This is a genomic window from Cedecea sp. (assembly GCF_036500665.1).
Lineage (GTDB): Bacteria > Pseudomonadota > Gammaproteobacteria > Enterobacterales > Enterobacteriaceae > Cedecea.
In genome coordinates, this window is the sequence record NZ_DASYBS010000009.1 from 92536 (window position 1) to 110193 (window position 17658).

Annotated in this window: 13 protein-coding genes; 5 read left to right on the forward strand and 8 right to left on the reverse strand. The window is 55.6% G+C overall.

Annotated elements, in window-relative coordinates; translation table 11 throughout:
* Window positions 1-373: 373 nt before the first annotated feature.
* The gene (asnS, locus tag VGM55_RS01280; protein ID WP_154184977.1) at window positions 374-1774 is read right to left on the reverse strand and encodes an asparagine--tRNA ligase; all 1401 of its coding nucleotides are present in this window, start codon (window positions 1772-1774) and stop codon (window positions 374-376) included.
* Window positions 1775-1951: 177 nt separating this feature from the next.
* The gene (gene pncB / locus VGM55_RS01285) at window positions 1952-3154 is read right to left on the reverse strand and encodes a nicotinate phosphoribosyltransferase (RefSeq protein WP_331634337.1); all 1203 of its coding nucleotides are present in this window, start codon (window positions 3152-3154) and stop codon (window positions 1952-1954) included.
* A gap of 379 nt (window positions 3155-3533) precedes the next feature.
* On the opposite strand from pncB, the gene pepN reads away from it, so the two are divergent.
* Complete coding sequence (gene pepN, locus VGM55_RS01290; RefSeq protein WP_331634338.1) at window positions 3534-6146, forward strand: aminopeptidase N; 2613 nt, start codon at window positions 3534-3536, stop codon at window positions 6144-6146.
* Window positions 6147-6183: 37 nt separating this feature from the next.
* Here the strand turns inward: pepN and ssuB are convergent, their stop codons facing one another.
* Genes ssuB through ssuE form a run of 5 tightly spaced genes read right to left on the reverse strand, consistent with a single transcriptional unit; the run spans window position 6184 to window position 10439 of the window.
* Window positions 6184-6954, reverse strand: a complete 771-nt coding sequence (ssuB, locus tag VGM55_RS01295) for an aliphatic sulfonates ABC transporter ATP-binding protein (RefSeq protein ID WP_154184974.1) — start codon at window positions 6952-6954, stop codon at window positions 6184-6186.
* Window positions 6951-7742 (reverse strand): aliphatic sulfonate ABC transporter permease SsuC, encoded by a 792-nt coding sequence (gene ssuC, locus VGM55_RS01300; protein WP_154184973.1) that lies wholly within the window; start codon window positions 7740-7742, stop codon window positions 6951-6953. Before ssuC ends, ssuB begins: the two co-directional genes overlap by 4 nt.
* A 9-nt stretch (window positions 7743-7751) precedes the next feature.
* Window positions 7752-8897, reverse strand: a complete 1146-nt coding sequence (gene ssuD, locus VGM55_RS01305; protein WP_331634339.1) for an FMNH2-dependent alkanesulfonate monooxygenase — start codon at window positions 8895-8897, stop codon at window positions 7752-7754.
* Window positions 8894-9871 (reverse strand): sulfonate ABC transporter substrate-binding protein, encoded by a 978-nt coding sequence (locus tag VGM55_RS01310; RefSeq protein ID WP_154184971.1) that lies wholly within the window; start codon window positions 9869-9871, stop codon window positions 8894-8896. The genes ssuD and VGM55_RS01310 overlap by 4 nt, the downstream gene beginning before the upstream one ends.
* The gene (ssuE, locus tag VGM55_RS01315) at window positions 9864-10439 is read right to left on the reverse strand and encodes an NADPH-dependent FMN reductase (protein WP_154184970.1); all 576 of its coding nucleotides are present in this window, start codon (window positions 10437-10439) and stop codon (window positions 9864-9866) included. The genes VGM55_RS01310 and ssuE overlap by 8 nt, the downstream gene beginning before the upstream one ends.
* A gap of 247 nt (window positions 10440-10686) precedes the next feature.
* On the opposite strand from ssuE, the gene pyrD reads away from it, so the two are divergent.
* Together pyrD and zapC are read left to right on the forward strand one after the other, a co-directional pair.
* Window positions 10687-11697 carry a quinone-dependent dihydroorotate dehydrogenase gene (gene pyrD / locus VGM55_RS01320; RefSeq protein WP_154184969.1) on the forward strand — a complete coding sequence of 337 codons (1011 nt, stop codon included), beginning with the start codon at window positions 10687-10689 and terminating at the stop codon, window positions 11695-11697.
* 153 nt (window positions 11698-11850) lie between these two features.
* On the forward strand, window positions 11851-12393 hold the full coding sequence (zapC, locus tag VGM55_RS01325; RefSeq protein WP_154184968.1) for a cell division protein ZapC: 543 nt from the start codon (window positions 11851-11853) through the stop codon (window positions 12391-12393).
* On the opposite strand, the gene VGM55_RS01330 is transcribed toward zapC, so the two are convergent.
* A complete protein-coding gene (locus tag VGM55_RS01330; protein WP_331634340.1) occupies window positions 12390-13505 on the reverse strand; it encodes a YcbX family protein in 1116 nt (371 codons plus the stop codon). The two genes, zapC and VGM55_RS01330, sit on opposite strands and share 4 nt — an antisense overlap.
* 102 nt (window positions 13506-13607) lie before the next feature.
* Here VGM55_RS01330 and rlmKL point away from each other — a divergent pair, with 102 nt between their 5' ends.
* Window positions 13608-15731 (forward strand): bifunctional 23S rRNA (guanine(2069)-N(7))-methyltransferase RlmK/23S rRNA (guanine(2445)-N(2))-methyltransferase RlmL, encoded by a 2124-nt coding sequence (rlmKL, locus tag VGM55_RS01335; protein WP_331634341.1) that lies wholly within the window; start codon window positions 13608-13610, stop codon window positions 15729-15731.
* Window positions 15732-15736: 5 nt separating this feature from the next.
* Window positions 15737-17644, forward strand: a complete 1908-nt coding sequence (locus VGM55_RS01340) for an ABC transporter ATP-binding protein (protein ID WP_154184966.1) — start codon at window positions 15737-15739, stop codon at window positions 17642-17644.
* Window positions 17645-17658: the final 14 nt, after the last annotated feature.

Here is a 17658-nt window from a genome sequence, read left to right on the forward strand (position 1 = left end):
TTCAAATTTCATCCTCAACGCAACATCAATGCATCATTTCTTAGCATATATATATGAATTACTTATGTTTAATCCGCATAAGGTTAAATTCTGAGCATCATTCGTTCACAATTGTTCATTTTTTGTCTTGTTTTTAGAAGTCTGGATGGCTGTGTGAAAAATAGACAAATGTGCTATGCCCACCACTATTCAGGCGCGCTAGCAAATTTAAGCGCAACTTTTGTTAAAAATTGTGAGCAGGAAACAGTTCGTAACGGGCGAGTGGCAAATGAGGGTTGAAATTGACGTTTGTTTAAGGTTCGTTGAAGAAAATATACCGTATGCAATGAAACGTAAAAAGGCCAGCTTCAGCTGGCCTTTGACGTTTTTAAACTTAGAAACTCGCGTTACGCGGCGTACGTGGGAACGGAATGACATCGCGTACGTTCTGCACACCGGTGACATAGGCGATGAGGCGCTCGAAGCCCAGGCCAAAACCGGAGTGTGGAACAGTGCCGTAGCGGCGCAGATCGCGGTACCACCAGTAATCTTCTTTATTCAGCCCCATTTCAGCCATACGCGCGTCCAGCACATCCAGACGCTCTTCACGCTGGGAGCCGCCGATGATTTCACCGATGCCCGGTGCAAGGACGTCCATAGCGGCAACGGTCTTACCGTCTTCGTTCAGGCGCATATAGAAAGCTTTGATGTCTTTCGGGTAGTTTTTTACTACCACCGGTGCCTTGAAGTGCTGCTCGGCCAGGTAACGCTCGTGCTCGGAGGAGAGATCGACGCCCCAATAGACCGGGTTTTCGAACTTCTGCCCACAGTTCAGCAGGATTTCGACCGCGTCGGTGTAGTTCACCTGGGCAAAGTCAGCGGAGATAAAGCGTTCCAGGCGCTCAATGGCCTCTTTGTCCACGCGCTCAGCAAAGAACTTCATGTCGTCCATACGTTCTTCCAGGACAGCCTTAAAGACGTACTTGAGCATCGCTTCGGCCAGCCCGGCAACATCGTCCAGATCGGCAAACGCCACTTCCGGCTCCAGCATCCAAAACTCGGCCAGGTGACGGCTGGTGTTGGAATTTTCAGCACGGAAGGTTGGTCCGAAGGTGTAAACCTTAGACAACGCACTTGCATACGTTTCGCCGTTCAGCTGGCCGGAAACGGTCAGGAAGGCTTCTTTACCGAAGAAGTCTTTATCGAAGTCGACTTTACCTTCAGCGGTGCGTGGAAGGTTTTCCAGATCCAGCGTTGAAACGCGGAACATCTCGCCTGCACCTTCGGTATCAGAAGCGGTGATCAGCGGAGTGGACACCCAGAAATAACCATTTTCATGGAAGAAGCGATGCAGTGCCTGAGCCAGCGTATGACGAACGCGGGCAACGGCGCCAATCATATTAGTGCGTGGGCGCAGGTGAGCCACTTCGCGCAGGTATTCAATACTGTGACGTTTTGCCGCCATCGGATAGGTATCCGGATCGTCAACCCAGCCGGTCACTTCCACTTTGGTCGCCTGGAGTTCGAACGCCTGACCTTGACCCTGAGACTCAACCACAACACCGGTGACGATAACGGAACAGCCGGTAGTCAGGCGCAGAACGTCTTCATTGTAATTGGGCAGAGAATTATTAATGACGGCCTGTACAGGATCAAAGCAGGAACCGTCATAGACGGCGAGGAAGGAGATACCAGCTTTTGAATCTCTTCGAGTACGTACCCATCCGCGCACGGTGACTTCGCTGTCAACGGCGGCACGGCCCTGGAGTACGTCGGCTACAGGCACAACGCTCATAGTTTTCTCTCTATTAAATGGTCAATGACAAAAAAAATAGTAACCCACAAACGGGGGTTATCTATGTTACCTGTCACGCGCCATCAGACAAGCAGAATTCGCGTTGCTTATGAAGAAATAAAGGAAAGTGGGGAGGTCGGTGAATAGCGAACCCGCTATTCACCGAGGATTGCTGAATCAGCTGGCTTTTTTGACCAGCGGCAGGTCAAAGGCTTTACGCAGCGCGCGCACAAAGGCTTTGTCGTGACAGATGGTTTTTCCCGGGCTGTCGGAAAGCTTCGCGACCGGTTTACCGTTGCACTCCACTAGCTTGATAACGATGTTCAATGGCTTGACCTGAGGAATATCGCAGGTGAGGCGGGTGCCGATGCCAAAGCTGAGATTTACCCGCGACGAGAACCGGCGATAGAGCTCTACGGCTTTGTTTAAATCCAGGTTATCAGAAAACACCAACACTTTAGTTAACGGGTCGATGCCAAGCTTTTGATAATGGGCAATCGCTTTTTCTCCCCACTCTACCGGGTCGCCAGAATCGTGGCGCAGGCCCTGGTAGCGCGTTGCGAAAGCTTTACCGAAGTCGCGCAGGAAAGCATCCATGGTGATGCAATCAGTCAGCGCAATCCCAAGCTGGTCAGGATACTCGTCAAGCCATGCCTGCAGCGCGGCGCGCTGGCTGTTCGCCAGAACCGGGCTAATTTGCTGATGAGCCTGGAACCATTCGTGAGCCTGAGTGCCCATTGGCGTGAGGTTAAGGCGGCGCGCCAGAGCGTAATTGCTGGTGCCGATAAACCACGGTTCCTGCTGAAGGCGCTCAACAATCGCCTGCTGCACCTCGCGCGAGAAGCGGCGGCGGGTGCCGAAATCCATTAGCCGGAAATGGGAAAGATCCAGGCCGGAAGTCAGCGCATTAAATTCCTGCAGCTTACTTTCCAGGTGATCTAAAGCCATTTTGGGCGTGACGCCCGGCGCGCGATGCTGGTGAACGACTTCACTGATCACGGCAAGTAACGGGACTTCCCACATGATCACTTCCCGCCACGGCCCGCTGAGGCGGATATCTAAATGCCCCTTATTATTGGTCACCTGGACCTGGGAAGGGTCATAGCGGAAGTTACGCAGCCAGTCGAGATAGTCGGCTTTGAAAAAGGGCAGGCTTTTAAGCCAGTGAAATTCCTCGTCGCTGAGGCGGAGGTGCTGCATAGCCGCCACCTGCTCACGAATAGCATCGGCATGAATGCCCAGCAAATCGTCTCCGCGGCAGCGGAATTCCGCTGCGACGCTAACGTCGTAATAGCGGTGGTAAACCGCTTGCTGCATATGAAGCTTATAGGCGTCAGTATCCAGAAGCGTTTGCAAAATCGGGGAAGCGTGTCGTGTCATGGCGCGTTTCAGCATCCTCTCACAGGAGCGTTTCCATCAGTCCGGGCAAATAAAGACGCGGGAGTATACCCTGATTATCCGTTTATTGAAGCAGGATCACAATATTAGGGGGGGCGGGGGGAAAGGGCAATTTGTGCCATACCGGGGTTATGCACAAAGTAACGCGTTGATATAACTATGTTTAGAGTACTAAACAAAATGTGCGATTACCGCCTGACAGCCGCATCTTCTATAAGGTGGATGACCACTGAAGTGCTACGCTGAGCCGCTAAAGTTTTTTGGGCGCAGATGGCCAAAGATGAAGATTCTGCGTAGCAACATTCCGGCAACAGGAATAGACTGAAGCTCGTTATCTTACGGACGATGTATAAGGTTTTTTATGACACAACAGCCACAAGCCAAATATCGCCACGACTATCGCGCGGCGGATTATACGATAACCGATATCGATTTGACCTTTGACCTGGACGCCGCAAAAACTCAGGTCACAGCGGTCAGCAAAATTGTTCGTCAGGGCGCGGCGGGCGCACCGCTGCATCTTGATGGTGAAGATCTCACGCTGGTTTCTATCGCCGTAAACGGCACCGCCTGGCAGCATTATCGTCAGGAAGAGGGCGCGCTGATTCTTGAGCAACTGCCGGACACCTTTACGCTCACTATCGTTAACGAAATCAGTCCGGCGACCAACACGGCGCTTGAAGGGCTGTATCAATCCGGCGAGGCCTTGTGTACTCAGTGTGAGGCAGAAGGTTTCCACCATATTACCTGGTATCTGGACCGCCCGGACGTGCTGGCGCGCTTCACGACCAAAGTCATCGCCGACAAAAGCAAATACCCTTATTTGCTGGCTAACGGCAACCGTATTGCCGAAGGCGATCTTGAAAACGGGCGCCACTGGGTGCAGTGGCAGGATCCCTTCCCGAAACCATGCTACCTGTTTGCGCTGGTGGCCGGTGATTTTGACGTCCTGCGCGACAGCTTCAAAACCCGCTCCGGGCGTGATGTTGCGCTGGAACTGTTTGTTGACCGCGGCAACCTCGATCGTGCTGACTGGGCGATGACCTCGCTGAAGGCCTCAATGAAATGGGATGAAACCCGCTTCGGCCTTGAGTATGACCTCGACATCTACATGATCGTCGCCGTCGACTTCTTTAATATGGGCGCGATGGAAAACAAAGGGCTGAATATTTTCAACTCGAAATATGTGCTGGCCCGCGCCGAAACTGCAACCGATAAAGACTATCTCGATATTGAACGCGTTATCGGCCACGAGTATTTCCACAACTGGACCGGTAACCGCGTGACCTGCCGCGACTGGTTCCAGCTTAGCCTGAAAGAAGGCCTGACCGTCTTCCGCGATCAGGAGTTCAGCTCTGACCTGGGGTCTCGTGCGGTAAACCGTATTCAGAACGTGCGCACCATGCGTGCCATGCAGTTCGCCGAGGACGCCAGCCCGATGGCGCACCCGATTCGTCCGGATAAAGTCATCGAGATGAATAACTTCTATACCCTGACGGTGTATGAGAAGGGGTCGGAAGTCATTCGCATGCTGCATACGCTGCTGGGCGAAGAGAACTTTCAGAAAGGGATGCAGCTTTACTTTGAACGTCACGACGGCAGCGCGGCTACCTGCGACGACTTCGTGCAGGCGATGGAAGATGCGTCGAACGTTGATCTGTCCCATTTCCGCCGCTGGTACAGCCAGGCCGGGACGCCGGTTGTCACCGTACGTGACGACTACAACCCGGAAACTGAGCACTACACGTTGACGATTAGCCAGATGACGCCGCCGACGGCGGAGCAACAGGAAAAACACCCGCTGCATATCCCGTTTGATATCGAGCTTTACGACAACGAAGGGAAGGTTATTCCGCTGCAGAAGGACGGCCATCCGGTTCACCATGTGCTGAATGTGACCCAGGCAGAGCAGACTTTCGTCTTCGACAAGGTCTACTTCCAGCCGGTGCCGTCCCTGCTGCGCGAGTTCTCCGCGCCGGTGAAGCTTGAGTACAAATGGAGCGACCAGCAGCTGACGTTCCTGATGCGCCACGCGCGTAACGACTTCTCTCGCTGGGATGCGGCGCAGAGCCTGCTGGCAAACTACATTAAAATCAACGTGAACCGCAGCCAGCAAGGGCAGCCGCTCTCACTGCCGCTGCACGTGGCTGACGCATTCCGCGCGATTCTGTTGGATGAGAAGATCGATCCGGCGCTGGCCGCTGAGATCCTGACGCTTCCTTCGCAGAATGAAATTGCCGAGCTGTTCCAGACTATCGATCCGATCGCCATCGCTGAAGTTCACGGGGCGCTGACCCGTACTCTGGCGTCCGAGCTGGCCGACGAATTCCTGGCTATTTATAACGCTAATAAGCTCGACAGCTATCGTGTGGATCACAGTGATATCGGCAAACGCGCATTGCGCAATACTTGCCTGCGCTATCTGGCGTTTGGCGATGTTGAACTTGCCGAGCAGCTGGTGCGCGAGCAGTATCAGCAGGCGGACAATATGACCGATTCCATCGCCGCGCTGTCTGCAGCCGTTGCCGCGCAGCTGCCGTGCCGTGAAGCGCTGCTGGCCGAGTACGATGAGAAGTGGCACAAAGATGGCCTGGTGATGGACAAGTGGTTTGTGCTGCAGGCGACCAGCCCGGCAAGCAACACGCTGGCTAAGGTTCGTGAACTGCTGAATCACCGTTCCTTCAGCCTGGGTAACCCGAACCGCGTTCGCTCTCTGATTGGCGCGTTTGCCTCAGCCAACCCGGCAGCGTTCCATGCCAAAGACGGCAGCGGCTACCAGTTTATGGTGGAAATGCTGACCGAGCTGAACAGCCGTAACCCGCAAATCGCTTCTCGTCTGGTTGAGCCGCTGATTCGCCTGAAGCGTTATGACGCGGAACGTCAGGCTAAGATGCGCGCCGCGCTGGAGCAGTTGAAAGGGCTGGAAAACCTGTCAGGGGATCTGTTCGAGAAGATTGCTAAGGCTCTGGCATAAGCGTTGCCCCTATCCCTTTCAGGGATAGGGTATAAACTCAGCCGGTGCGCACCGCGCGCGCCGGTTCTTGTACACCTCGTTTCATCACTCTGGCAAGCACTTCGGCCTCCAGTTCGGCCAGCTTCACCGATCCCAGGCGGCGCGGACGCGGTAAATCGACCGTGAGATCCAGGCCAATTTTCCCTTCTTCTATGAGCAGCACGCGATCGGCCATCGCAACCGCCTCGCTGACGTCATGCGTCACCAAAAGTACCGTGAAGCCATGCTCCTGCCACAACGAAACAATCAGCTCCTGCATCTCAATACGCGTCAGGGCATCCAGCGCGCCAAGCGGTTCGTCGAGTAACAACAGGCGTGGGCGATGGATGAGCGCCCTTGCCAGCGCGACCCGCTGCTTTTGCCCGCCGGAAAGGGCGGCCGGCCACTCGCTGGCTCGATTTTCAAGACCAACGGCGGTAAGCGCCTTGAGCGCCGCCTCTCGCCAGTTGTTTTTCAGCCCCAGCCCGACGTTGTCTATCACCGTTTTCCAGGGCAGCAGCCTGTCGTCCTGGAACATCAGCCGCGTATCTTCCTGGCTGTCCCTTAGCGGAGTATTACCTGCGAAAAGCGCTCCGTGATTGGGCGTTTCCAGCCCGGCAAGCAGGCGCAGCAGCGTACTTTTACCGCCGCCGCTGCGGCCGACCACCGCCACGAACTGCCCGGCGGGAATACGCAGGTTAAGTTGATTAAGAATGGTTTTATCGCCGTAGCGTTTACTCACTCTATTCAGCCACAACGGGGTTCCCTGGTTCAGGCGTGCAGTTGTCATATTGTCTCCTCCTTTAACTGATAAGCCGGATGCCAGCGTAACCAGACGCGTTCCAGCAGGCGGGCGCTGACGTCGGCGAGTTTGCCCAACAGCGCATACAGCACGATAGCTACCACCACCACGTCGGTTTGCAGGAATTCCCTGGCATTCATCGCCAGGTAGCCAATCCCTGAATTTGCCGAGATCGTCTCGGCGACAATAAGCGTCAGCCACATCAGGCCTAAGGCGAATCGCACGCCGACCATAATGGACGGCAGCGCACCCGGCAGAATGACGTGCACAAACAGGCTAAACCCGGAGAGGCCGTAGCTGCGGGCCATTTCCAGCAGCCCGCGATCGATATTGCGGATGCCGTGCCAGGTATTGATATAAATTGGGAACAGCGTACCGAGCGCGACTAAAAAGATTTTGGCGGTTTCGTCGATGCCAAACCACAGGATAACCAGCGGGATCAGCGCCAGGTGCGGAACGTTGCGCAGCATCTGAATAGAGCTGTCCAGCAGGCGCTCTCCCCAGCGAGACAGGCCGCTAATCAGGCCTAAGATCAGGCCCAGCGATCCGCCGATGCTGAACCCAATCACTGCTCGCCAGGAGCTGATAGCCAGATGTTGCCAGAGTTCACCGCTGGCCGAGAGGCTCCAGAATGCCAGCACTACGCCCTCGGGAGAGGGCAAAATGCGCGTGGAAAGCCAGCCTGCAGATGAAGCTAATTGCCAGAGAAGGACGATAGCCACCGGCAGCGCCCAGGGCGCCAGGCGCAGTAAGACTTTGTGAACGGCCGCTTGCATGGTGCCTCCCTAGCTTTGCGCCACTTTACGCGGGATAAAGTCGTTGGCGACAACTTCTCCTTTCTCTTGCACCTGTCGTGGCTGAGGAATTTCAGGGATCGCGACGTCAAGGTGAGGGAACAGCAGTTCGCCCGCGCGGTAGGCTTCTTCCAGGTGCGGATAGCCGGAAAGAATAAAACTGTCGATACCCAGGTCGGCGTATTCATTAATACGGGCTGCGACGGTCGGCCCGTCGCCCACCAGCGCGGTGCCTGCGCCGCCGCGAACCAGTCCTACGCCTGCCCACAGGTTCGGGCTGATTTCCAGCCTGTCTCGCTTACCGCCGTGCAGGGCGGCCATCCGGTGCTGGCCAACAGAGTCGCTGCGGGCGAATGCTGCCTGCGCTTTGGCGATAGTCAGGTCATCAAGATGTGAAATCAGTCGGTTTGCAGCCTGCCAGGCTTCTTCGTTAGTTTCCCGCACGATGACGTGCAGGCGGATACCAAAGCGGACTTCACGCCCCTGAGCTGCCGCTTTCGCCCGAACCTGATCTATTTTCTCTTTCACCAGCTGCGGCGGTTCGCCCCAGGTCAGGTAAAGGTCAACCTGCTCGGCGGCCAGATCCTGAGCGGCGTCGGAGGACCCGCCAAAATAAAGCGGCGGGCGAGGCTGCTGCACCGGAGGATAAAGCAGCTTCGCGCCTTTTACTTTTATGTGTTTGCCATCGTAGTCGACGGTTTCGCCCTCCAGCACGCGCCGCCAGATGCGGGTAAATTCCGCCGAAGCCTCATAGCGTTCTTCATGGTCGAGAAATACGCCTTCCGCAGCCAGTTCCTCGGCGTCGCCGCCGGTCACCAGGTTGAACAATGCCCGCCCGTTGGAAAGGCGGTCAAGCGTGGCGGCCTGGCGAGCGGCAAGAGTAGGGGATACAACGCTCGGGCGTAGCGCGACCAGGAACTTAAGCCGTTGAGTGACCGGAATCATTGAGGCGGCCACCAGCCAGGCATCCTCGCAAGAGCGGCCGGTCGGAATCAGCACGCCGGTGAATCCTATTCGGTCGGCGGCCTGGGCAATTTGCTGCAGATAGCCATAGTCGACCGGACGCGCGCCCGTATCGCTGCCAAGATAGTGACCATCTCCGTGGGTGGGTAAAAACCAGAACAGATTCAGACTCATGACTTAGCTCCTTGTGTCGCGGCGGTGGGCTGCCAGATGCGGGTACGAATATCGACCTTCTTCGGCACGAGGCGGTTTTCATAAAACAGGTCAGCGGTATTTTGCTGTTTGCCTGCGGTAGCCTCGCTAACCGGGGTAATTTCTGAAGGAGGGCGATGGTCAAAGTAAGTGGCGATCACCGCTTCAGGCAGGCCCATCGTTTTGGCGAGAAGTGTTACGCTTTCCGCCCGCTGCGTGCGGGTCAGCGCGTCGGCATCGCTAAAGGTTTTCAGTACCTGTTGAAGAAATGTGCCGTTCGCTTCTGCGTAAGGGCGGGAGGCTAAATAAAACGATCCGGTTTGATTCAGTTCGCTGCCGTCCGTTAAGACGCGCACCCCGCCGTTCAGCAGCGCGGCCGAATAGTACGGATCCCAGATAGCCCAGGCGTCTACGTTACCCTGCTGGAAAGCGGCCCGCGCATCGGCGGGAGTCAGGTAAGCGGGCTGAATATCGGAAAAGTTCAGTCCGGCCTTTTGTAGCGCGCGCAGCACCAGATTGTGTGAGCTGGAGCCTTTCTGAAAGGCAATTTTATGGCCTTTTAAATCCGCCACCGTTTTCAGCGGACTATTCTCCGGCACCAGGATCACCTCTGCTTTCGGCTTGGGCGGCTCGGCCCCCACGTAGAGCAGGTCTGCACCAGCGGCCTGCGCGAAGATCGGCGGAATATCACCGGTGCTGCCCAGGTCAATACTGCCGACGTTCAGCGCCTCCAGCATCTGCGGCCCGGCGGGAAATTCAACCCACGAGACTTTGGTATTCGGGTATTGCTTCTCCAGTAGCTGGTGGCTTTTGGCTAACACCATACTGACGGAGCCTTTTTGGTAACCAATGCGCAGCTGCTCCGGGCCGCTGTCCGAGGCGTTGCTGTAAGTTGAAAAGGCGAGCAGGCCAGCAAACGCCAGCCACGGAGAACGACGTTTGAGCAGGTTAAACATGGCTCACCCCTCGAACGTTAAACGGGGACGGCACGGCAAAGTCGCGGCGATGAAGCGCCTGCCAGAAGGTTTCCAGCGATTCATCAAGACGTTTTTGCAGGTTTGGCGTGAACTGCGGTTTGTGCTGGTAATCGGTTACCTGGCCGTCGTCGGCAAACACGCCGTGCAGGATTTCCTGCGCTTTCAGCGCGTTTAATACGGGCTTAAGGGCGTAGTCCACGGCGAGCATATGGGCAACGGTACCGCCTGTTGCGAGCGGCAGGACGACCTTTTTTTCCAGGGCTCGTTCGGGGAGCAAATCGAGCAGCGTTTTTAGCGCACCTGAAAACGAGGCTTTATAGACCGGCGTGGCGATAATCAGGCCGTCGGCGGTACTGAGCTGTTCGGTGAGCGCCAGCAGCGCCGGGCTATCGAACCGGGCGTAGAGCAGATCTTCCGGCGCGAAGTTCTGTAAGTGCCAGTGATAGACTTCAACATCCAGGGCGCTCAGCTTCTCCCGCGCATACTCCAGCAGCGAGCTGGAACGGGACGGGTAGCGAGGGCTTCCGGCCAGGGTAATCACACGCATCACGACTCCTTATAACTAATTGTTTGCTTTTATCTAACATTGATAACAATTAGCGTGATACTCGCAGAGATGATTTCCGTGGCTAAGTGATTTTTCCAGGATAGATTTGCGAAAAAGCGCATATTGCGCGTTGGGAAAGAAAACGTTTGCCTCTATTCAGGCTTTTTTGCGACAGGTCAATTCCAATCATCCCCTGGATCGTGAATAATAGCGCCCCGGTCTGCACACCGGGAATCCAGGAGAGTTCATGTACTACCCCTTCGTTCGTAAAGCCCTTTTTCAGCTCGATCCAGAGCGCGCGCATGAGTTAACTTTTCAGCAGTTACGTTTTGTCACCGGTACGCCGCTTGAGTGGCTGGTTCGTCAGAACGTGCCGTCAAAACCGGTGACCTGCATGGGGTTAACGTTCAAGAACCCGCTGGGCTTAGCCGCGGGTCTGGATAAAAACGGGGAATGCATTGATGCCTTCGGGGCGATGGGCTTTGGCTCCATTGAGATTGGCACCGTGACGCCGCGTCCGCAGCCGGGGAACGATAAACCGCGCATCTTCCGCCTGGTGGAGGCCGAAGGGCTGATCAACCGAATGGGGTTTAATAATCTCGGGGTGGATAACCTGGTTGAAAACGTCAAAAAAGCGCATTTCGACGGCGTGCTCGGGATTAATATCGGCAAGAATAAAGATACCCCCGTTGAGCAGGGTAAAGATGATTATTTGATCTGCATGGATAAGATTTATCCGTATGCTGGCTACATTGCGATCAATATTTCGTCACCAAATACCCCAGGATTACGTTCGTTGCAATATGGTGAAGCGCTGGACGATCTTTTAAGCGCCATTAAAAATAAACAGCAGGCGCTGCAAGCTATCCACCATAAATATGTTCCTGTGGCGGTGAAGATCGCGCCGGATCTTTCTGAGGAAGAATTGATCCAGGTTGCGGACAGTTTAGTTCGCCATAATATTGATGGGGTGATTGCAACCAATACCACCTTAGACCGTAGTCTTGTCCAGGGGATGAAGCACTGCGACGAAACCGGTGGCTTAAGCGGTCGCCCGGTACAATTAAAAAGCACGGAAATTATTCGTCGCTTGTCTCAGGAATTAAATGGTCGACTACCGATTATCGGCGTCGGCGGTATTGATTCAGTTATCGCTGCTCGCGAGAAGATCGCGGCGGGAGCTTCACTGGTTCAAATATACTCCGGCTTCATTTTTAAAGGCCCGCCGTTGATTAAAGAAATCGTTACTCATCTCTGATCATTTACGCTTTGCAAACAACCAGGGCTTTATTTTCGGCTCTGGTTGTTTTATATTCCGCTACTGTTGCTTATTTAAACATATTGGTCTTTTATTAATATGGTATGAATTTGAGTGGCAATTCAGCAGCGGGATAAATGAAGGGTAAGCATTATGCGGATAAAACCGGACGATAACTGGCGTTGGTATTTCGATGAAGAGCACGATCGAATGATGCTCGATTTGGCCAATGGCATGCTATTCCGTTCGCGCTTTCCGCGCAAAATGCTGACCCCGGATGCCTTTGAAAATTCAGGCTTTTGTGTCGATGACGCGGCGCTCTATTTCTCCTTTGAAGAAAAATGCCGTGATTTACCGTTGGGTAACGAGCAACGTGCTGAACTGGTGCTCAACGCCCTGGTGGCGATTCGTTTCCTGAAACCACAGATGCCGAAAAGCTGGCATTTTGTCTCTCACGGTGACTGTTGGCAGCCGGGGATCGGGGACGGGGCCTGCGTGTGGCTAAGCGAGAATATGCAGCAGGTGAACCTGCTGGTGGTAGAAACCGGTGATAATGCCGCGCTTTGCCTGCTCGCTCAGCAGGGGCTCACGTTAGCCGGCCGCACTATGCAGCTGGGTGATGCTATCAAAGTCATGAATGACCGACTGAAACCGCAGCCTTTGAGCAGCGGCCTCAGCCTGGATCAGGCCGTTTAACGCGGCGCGACGCTCACGTTTCCGGCAGGAACACAGCTGCAGCACAAAATTGTGCCATCGGCGCCAATCGCACCTTTCTTTAACGCCTTCACTTCGCCGTCCAGCAAACGAATTCGACAGCTTCCGCAAATTCCGGCCCGGCAAGAATAGGGGACGCGGATCCCTTTGTTTTCCAGCTGCTCCAGCAGAATTTGCTGGTTATTACCCTGGAACGTGGTGCCTTCCCAGTCGATATTAACGCTGCTTTCAGGCTGGCTTTGCGGCTCGAGGCTTTCGACCACTTCACCCGGGCCATAAACATTGGCCGGTTTGTGGGCCAGCACTTCCAGCTCATCGCCCACGCGGATAACCCCGCTGTTACGGGCAATTAAGTTCTGCCCGAAGTCTACTGCACCGCTGTTATCTTGTGCCGTACGGAAACCCTGCAGCGTTTTCAACGGTTCGCCGCTTGGGTGTTTCAGGCCACGTTCCGGGCTTACGGTGGTAAAGATACAGCGGCTGCAGGGCTTGACGACGTCGAAGGTGACGCCGCCGATACGCACCACTTTCCAGGTGTCTTCTGCCCATGCGGGTACCCCGGTGACCACCATATTGGGGCGGAACTGGGTCATTTTGACGCTGGCCGGGCAGCGGTTTTGCAGGTCGCGCAGCGAGGCTTCATTGGTCAGCAAATAAGGGAAGCCGTCGGCAAACGAGAGCGGTACCTCTTCGTGACGCTTCACCCGGCGGGTAGGCTCCTCACCAACCCAGCGAAGCTGCACCGGGCGGGAGAAGAAACCGCTTAGCCACTGGTTAATTTCGTCAGGGGCAATAAGCGCGGTAAAGTGCGAACCCCAGACTTCAGTTGGCGCAGGCGCCTCGGCAAAATCAGCAAAGCGAATGCTGGCCGAGCTGCCGTCCGGGGCTGATAGATAAAGGCCGTCATGCAGAAACGCCGGGGTGAACAAAACCATCTGTGGGTGCTGGCGGGCGGTAATAAAGGTGCCATCCAGTTCGGTAATCATAAAGATGCGATCGAAGGCCAGCCCGCAGGTGGTTACCTGCGCGTGGGAGAGCGCCAAACCGCGCATCGATTTTACCGGGTGAATAAAGAGTTGAGACAAAGTAATCACGGCGCCCTCCGTGGGAAATAAATTAAGAGGGCAACTTTATGACATGCGTTGCGGATTAGCTATAATGCGCCACAATTTTCTTTTTACCTGATAAGTGACGATATGAATTCTCTGTTTGCCAGTACGGCGCGTGGGCTTGAAGAGCTGTTAAAAACTGAACTAGAAAACTTGGGGGCCCAGGGCTGCCAGGTGGTTCAGGGCGGCGTACATTTCCAGGGGGATACTCGTCTACTCTATCAAAGCCTGATGTGGAGCCGCCTGGCTTCGCGCATTTTGCTGCCGCTCAGCGAATGCAAAGTTTACAGCGATCTCGACCTTTACCTTGGCGTGATGGCTATCGACTGGCCTGCGCTGTTCGGGCCGGGCGCAACGTTTGCCGTCCACTTCAGCGGTCTGAATGAAACCATCCGCAACAGCCAGTACGGCGCGCTGAAGGTAAAGGATGCCATTGTTGACTCCTTTACCCGCAAAAATCTGCCGCGCCCGGATGTCGATCGCGAACAGCCCGATCTGCGCATTAACGTCTGGCTGAACAAAGATACCGCCAGCATTGCGCTGGATCTCAGCGGTGAAGGTCTGCATCAGCGAGGCTACCGCGATGCAACCGGTGCTGCGCCTATTAAAGAAACCCTGGCTGCGGCCATCGTGATGCGTTCCGGCTGGCAGCACGGTACGCCGCTGCTGGATCCGATGTGCGGTTCCGGTACGCTGCTGATTGAAGGTGCGATGATCGCTACCGATCGTGCGCCGGGCCTGCATCGTAAGCATTGGGGCTTCCTGAACTGGGCGAAGCATGATGCCGACGTCTGGAAAGAGGTGGTGACCGAGGCACAGGTTCGCGCTCGCCGTGGCCTGACTGAATATCCGTCTCGCTTCTATGGTTCAGATAACGACAGCCGCGTCATTGAACGCGCCCGCGCCAACGCCCGTCGCGCAGGTCTTGGCGAGGTGATCAGTTTTGACGTTAAGGACGTCGCTAAGCTGACTAACCCGCTGCCGGAAGGCCCTGCGGGTACGGTGGTCAGTAACCCACCTTACGGTGAGCGTCTGGAAAGCGAGCCTGCTCTGATTGCCCTGCACAGCCTGCTGGGTCGCCATCTGAAAAATCAGTTCGGCGGCTGGAATCTGTCGCTGTTCAGCGCCTCCCCTGAGCTGCTGAGCTGTCTGCAGCTGCGCGCCGATCGCCAGTTTAAAGCGAAAAACGGCCCGCTGGACTGCGTGCAGAAAAACTATCAGCTGGCGGTTAGCCCTGCCGGTGTTGCCGCAGCCAGCGGTCAGATTGCTGAAGATTATGCCAACCGCCTGCGTAAAAACGTCAAAAAGCTTGATAAGTGGGCCCGTCAGGAGGGGATTGAATGCTATCGCCTGTACGACGGCGACCTGCCGGACTACAACGTTGCGGTTGACCGCTACGGCGACTGGGTCGTGGTGCAGGAATATGCGCCCCCGAAAACCATCGATCCGAATAAAGCCCGCCAGCGCCTGTTTGACGTCATCGCGGCAACGCTTGCGGTACTTGAGCTGCCAACCAACAAGCTGGTGCTAAAAACCCGCGAGCGTCAGAAAGGGAAAAGTCAGTACCAGAAGATGGGCGAGAAGGGCGATTTCATGGAAGTCAGCGAATTTGACGCGCGCCTGTGGGTTAACCTCACCGACTACCTGGATACCGGCCTGTTCCTTGACCACCGCATCGCTCGCCGTATGCTGGGCCAGATGAGTAAAGGGAAAGACTTCCTGAACCTGTTCGCTTATACCGGCAGCGCAACGGTACATGCGGGTCTCGGCGGGGCGAAAAGCACCACCACGGTGGATATGTCGCGTACCTATCTCGAGTGGGCGGAGCGTAACCTGCGCCTGAACGGCCTAACCGGTCGAGCACATCGCCTGGTCCAGGCTGATTGCCTTGGCTGGCTGCGCGACAGCGACGAACAGTTCGACCTGATCTTTATTGACCCGCCGACGTTCTCCAACTCCAAGCGTATGGAAGATTCTTTCGACGTGCAGCGTGACCATATTGCGCTGATGAAGGATCTGAAACGCCTGCTGCGTCGCGGTGGCACCATTATGTTCTCCAACAATAAACGTGGCTTCAAAATGGACTTCGCCGGCCTGGTGGAGCTTGGCCTGGTTGCACAGGAAATCACACAAAAAACGCAGTCGCAGGACTTTGCGCGCAACCGCCAGATCCATAACTGCTGGTTAGTCACTCACGAATCCCGGGATTAATAGTCATGTCATTAATTAGTATGCACGGTGCCTGGCTGTCGTTTAGCGACGCGCCGCTGTTAGATAACACTGAATTACACATTGAAGAAAACGAACGCGTCTGTCTGGTCGGCCGCAACGGCGCGGGCAAATCAACGCTGATGAAGATCCTCAACCGTGAGCTGCCGCTGGACGATGGCCGCATGGTGTATGAACAGGATCTGATCGTGGCACGTTTGCAGCAGGATCCGCCGCGTAACGTTGCGGGCACGGTGTATGACTTTGTGGCTGAAGGCGTGGAAGAGCAGGCTGAGTACCTGAAGGCTTATCACGATATCTCCCATAAAGTGATGACCGATCCGAGCGACAAAAATCTCAACGAGATGGCGCGCATTCAGGAGATCCTCGATCATCAGGGACTGTGGCAGCTGGACAGCCGCATTAATGAAGTGCTTGAGCAGCTTGGCCTGGAAGCGGATACCGAGCTTTCCGCGCTGTCCGGCGGCTGGCTGCGTAAAGCGGCGCTGGGCCGCGCGCTGGTCAGCTCCCCGCGCGTGCTGCTGCTTGATGAACCGACTAACCACCTGGATATCGAAACCATCGACTGGCTGGAAGGCTTCCTGAAGGAGTTCCAGGGCAGCATTATCTTTATCTCCCACGACCGTTCCTTTATTCGCAATATGGCGACCCGTATTGTCGACCTGGATCGCGGCAAGCTGGTGTCTTACCCGGGCGATTACGATCAGTATCTGCTGGCGAAAGAAGAAGCCCTGCGCGTGGAAGAGCTACAGAACGCCGAGTTTGACCGCAAGCTGGCGCAGGAAGAAGTGTGGATCCGCCAGGGCATCAAAGCGCGTCGAACCCGTAACGAAGGGCGCGTTCGTGCCCTGAAAGCGATGCGCCGCGAGCGCGGTGAACGCCGCGAAGTGATGGGCAGCGCGAAAATGCAGGTCGAAGAGGCGAGCCGCTCCGGCAAAATCGTCTTCGAGATGGAAGACGTTAATTACCAGGTTGCCGGCAAAACGCTGGTGCGTGATTTCTCCGCTCAGGTTCAGCGTGGCGATAAAATCGCGCTGGTGGGGGCGAATGGCTGCGGTAAAACCACGCTGCTTAAGCTGATGCTTAGCCAGCTACAGGCCGACAGCGGCCGCGTGCACTGCGGTACCAAGCTGGAAGTGGCCTACTTCGATCAGCACCGCGCCGAGTTGGATCCTGACCGCACGGTGATGGATAACCTGGCTGAAGGGAAGCAGGAAGTGATGGTAAACGGCAAGCCGCGCCACGTGCTGGGCTACCTGCAGGACTTCCTGTTCCATCCAAAACGCGCCATGACCCCGGTGCGTGCGCTTTCCGGTGGGGAAAGAAACCGCCTGCTGCTGGCCCGTTTATTCTTAAAACCTAGCAACCTGCTGATCCTCGATGAACCAACCAACGACCTGGACGTCGAAACGCTGGAACTGCTGGAAGAGCTGATTGATGGCTACCAGGGCACGGTTATGCTGGTTAGCCACGACCGTCAGTTTGTCGATAATACCGTCACCGAATGCTGGATCTTCGAAGGCCAGGGCAAAATCGGTCGCTATGTCGGCGGCTACCATGATGCCAAAGGCCAGCAGGGTTCCGCCCAGCCTTTACGCCAGGCGGCTGCGGCTAAATCCGAGAAGGTTGAAGCGCAAAAAGCAGAACCTGTTAAACGTGCCAATAGCAAACTAAGCTATAACCTGCAGCGCGAACTGGAGCAGCTGCCTCAACGACTTGAGCAGCTTGAGGCCGATTTAGGCGTGCTGCAGGCAAAAGTCGGCGATGCGGATTTCTTTAACCAGCCGCACGATACGACCCAGAAAGTCCTCGCGGAAATGTCCGCAGCGGAGCTGGCTCTGGAAGAGGCATTCGAACGCTGGGAGTATCTCGAAGCGCTGAAAAACGGCTCGTAATCTAAGGAGAGTTA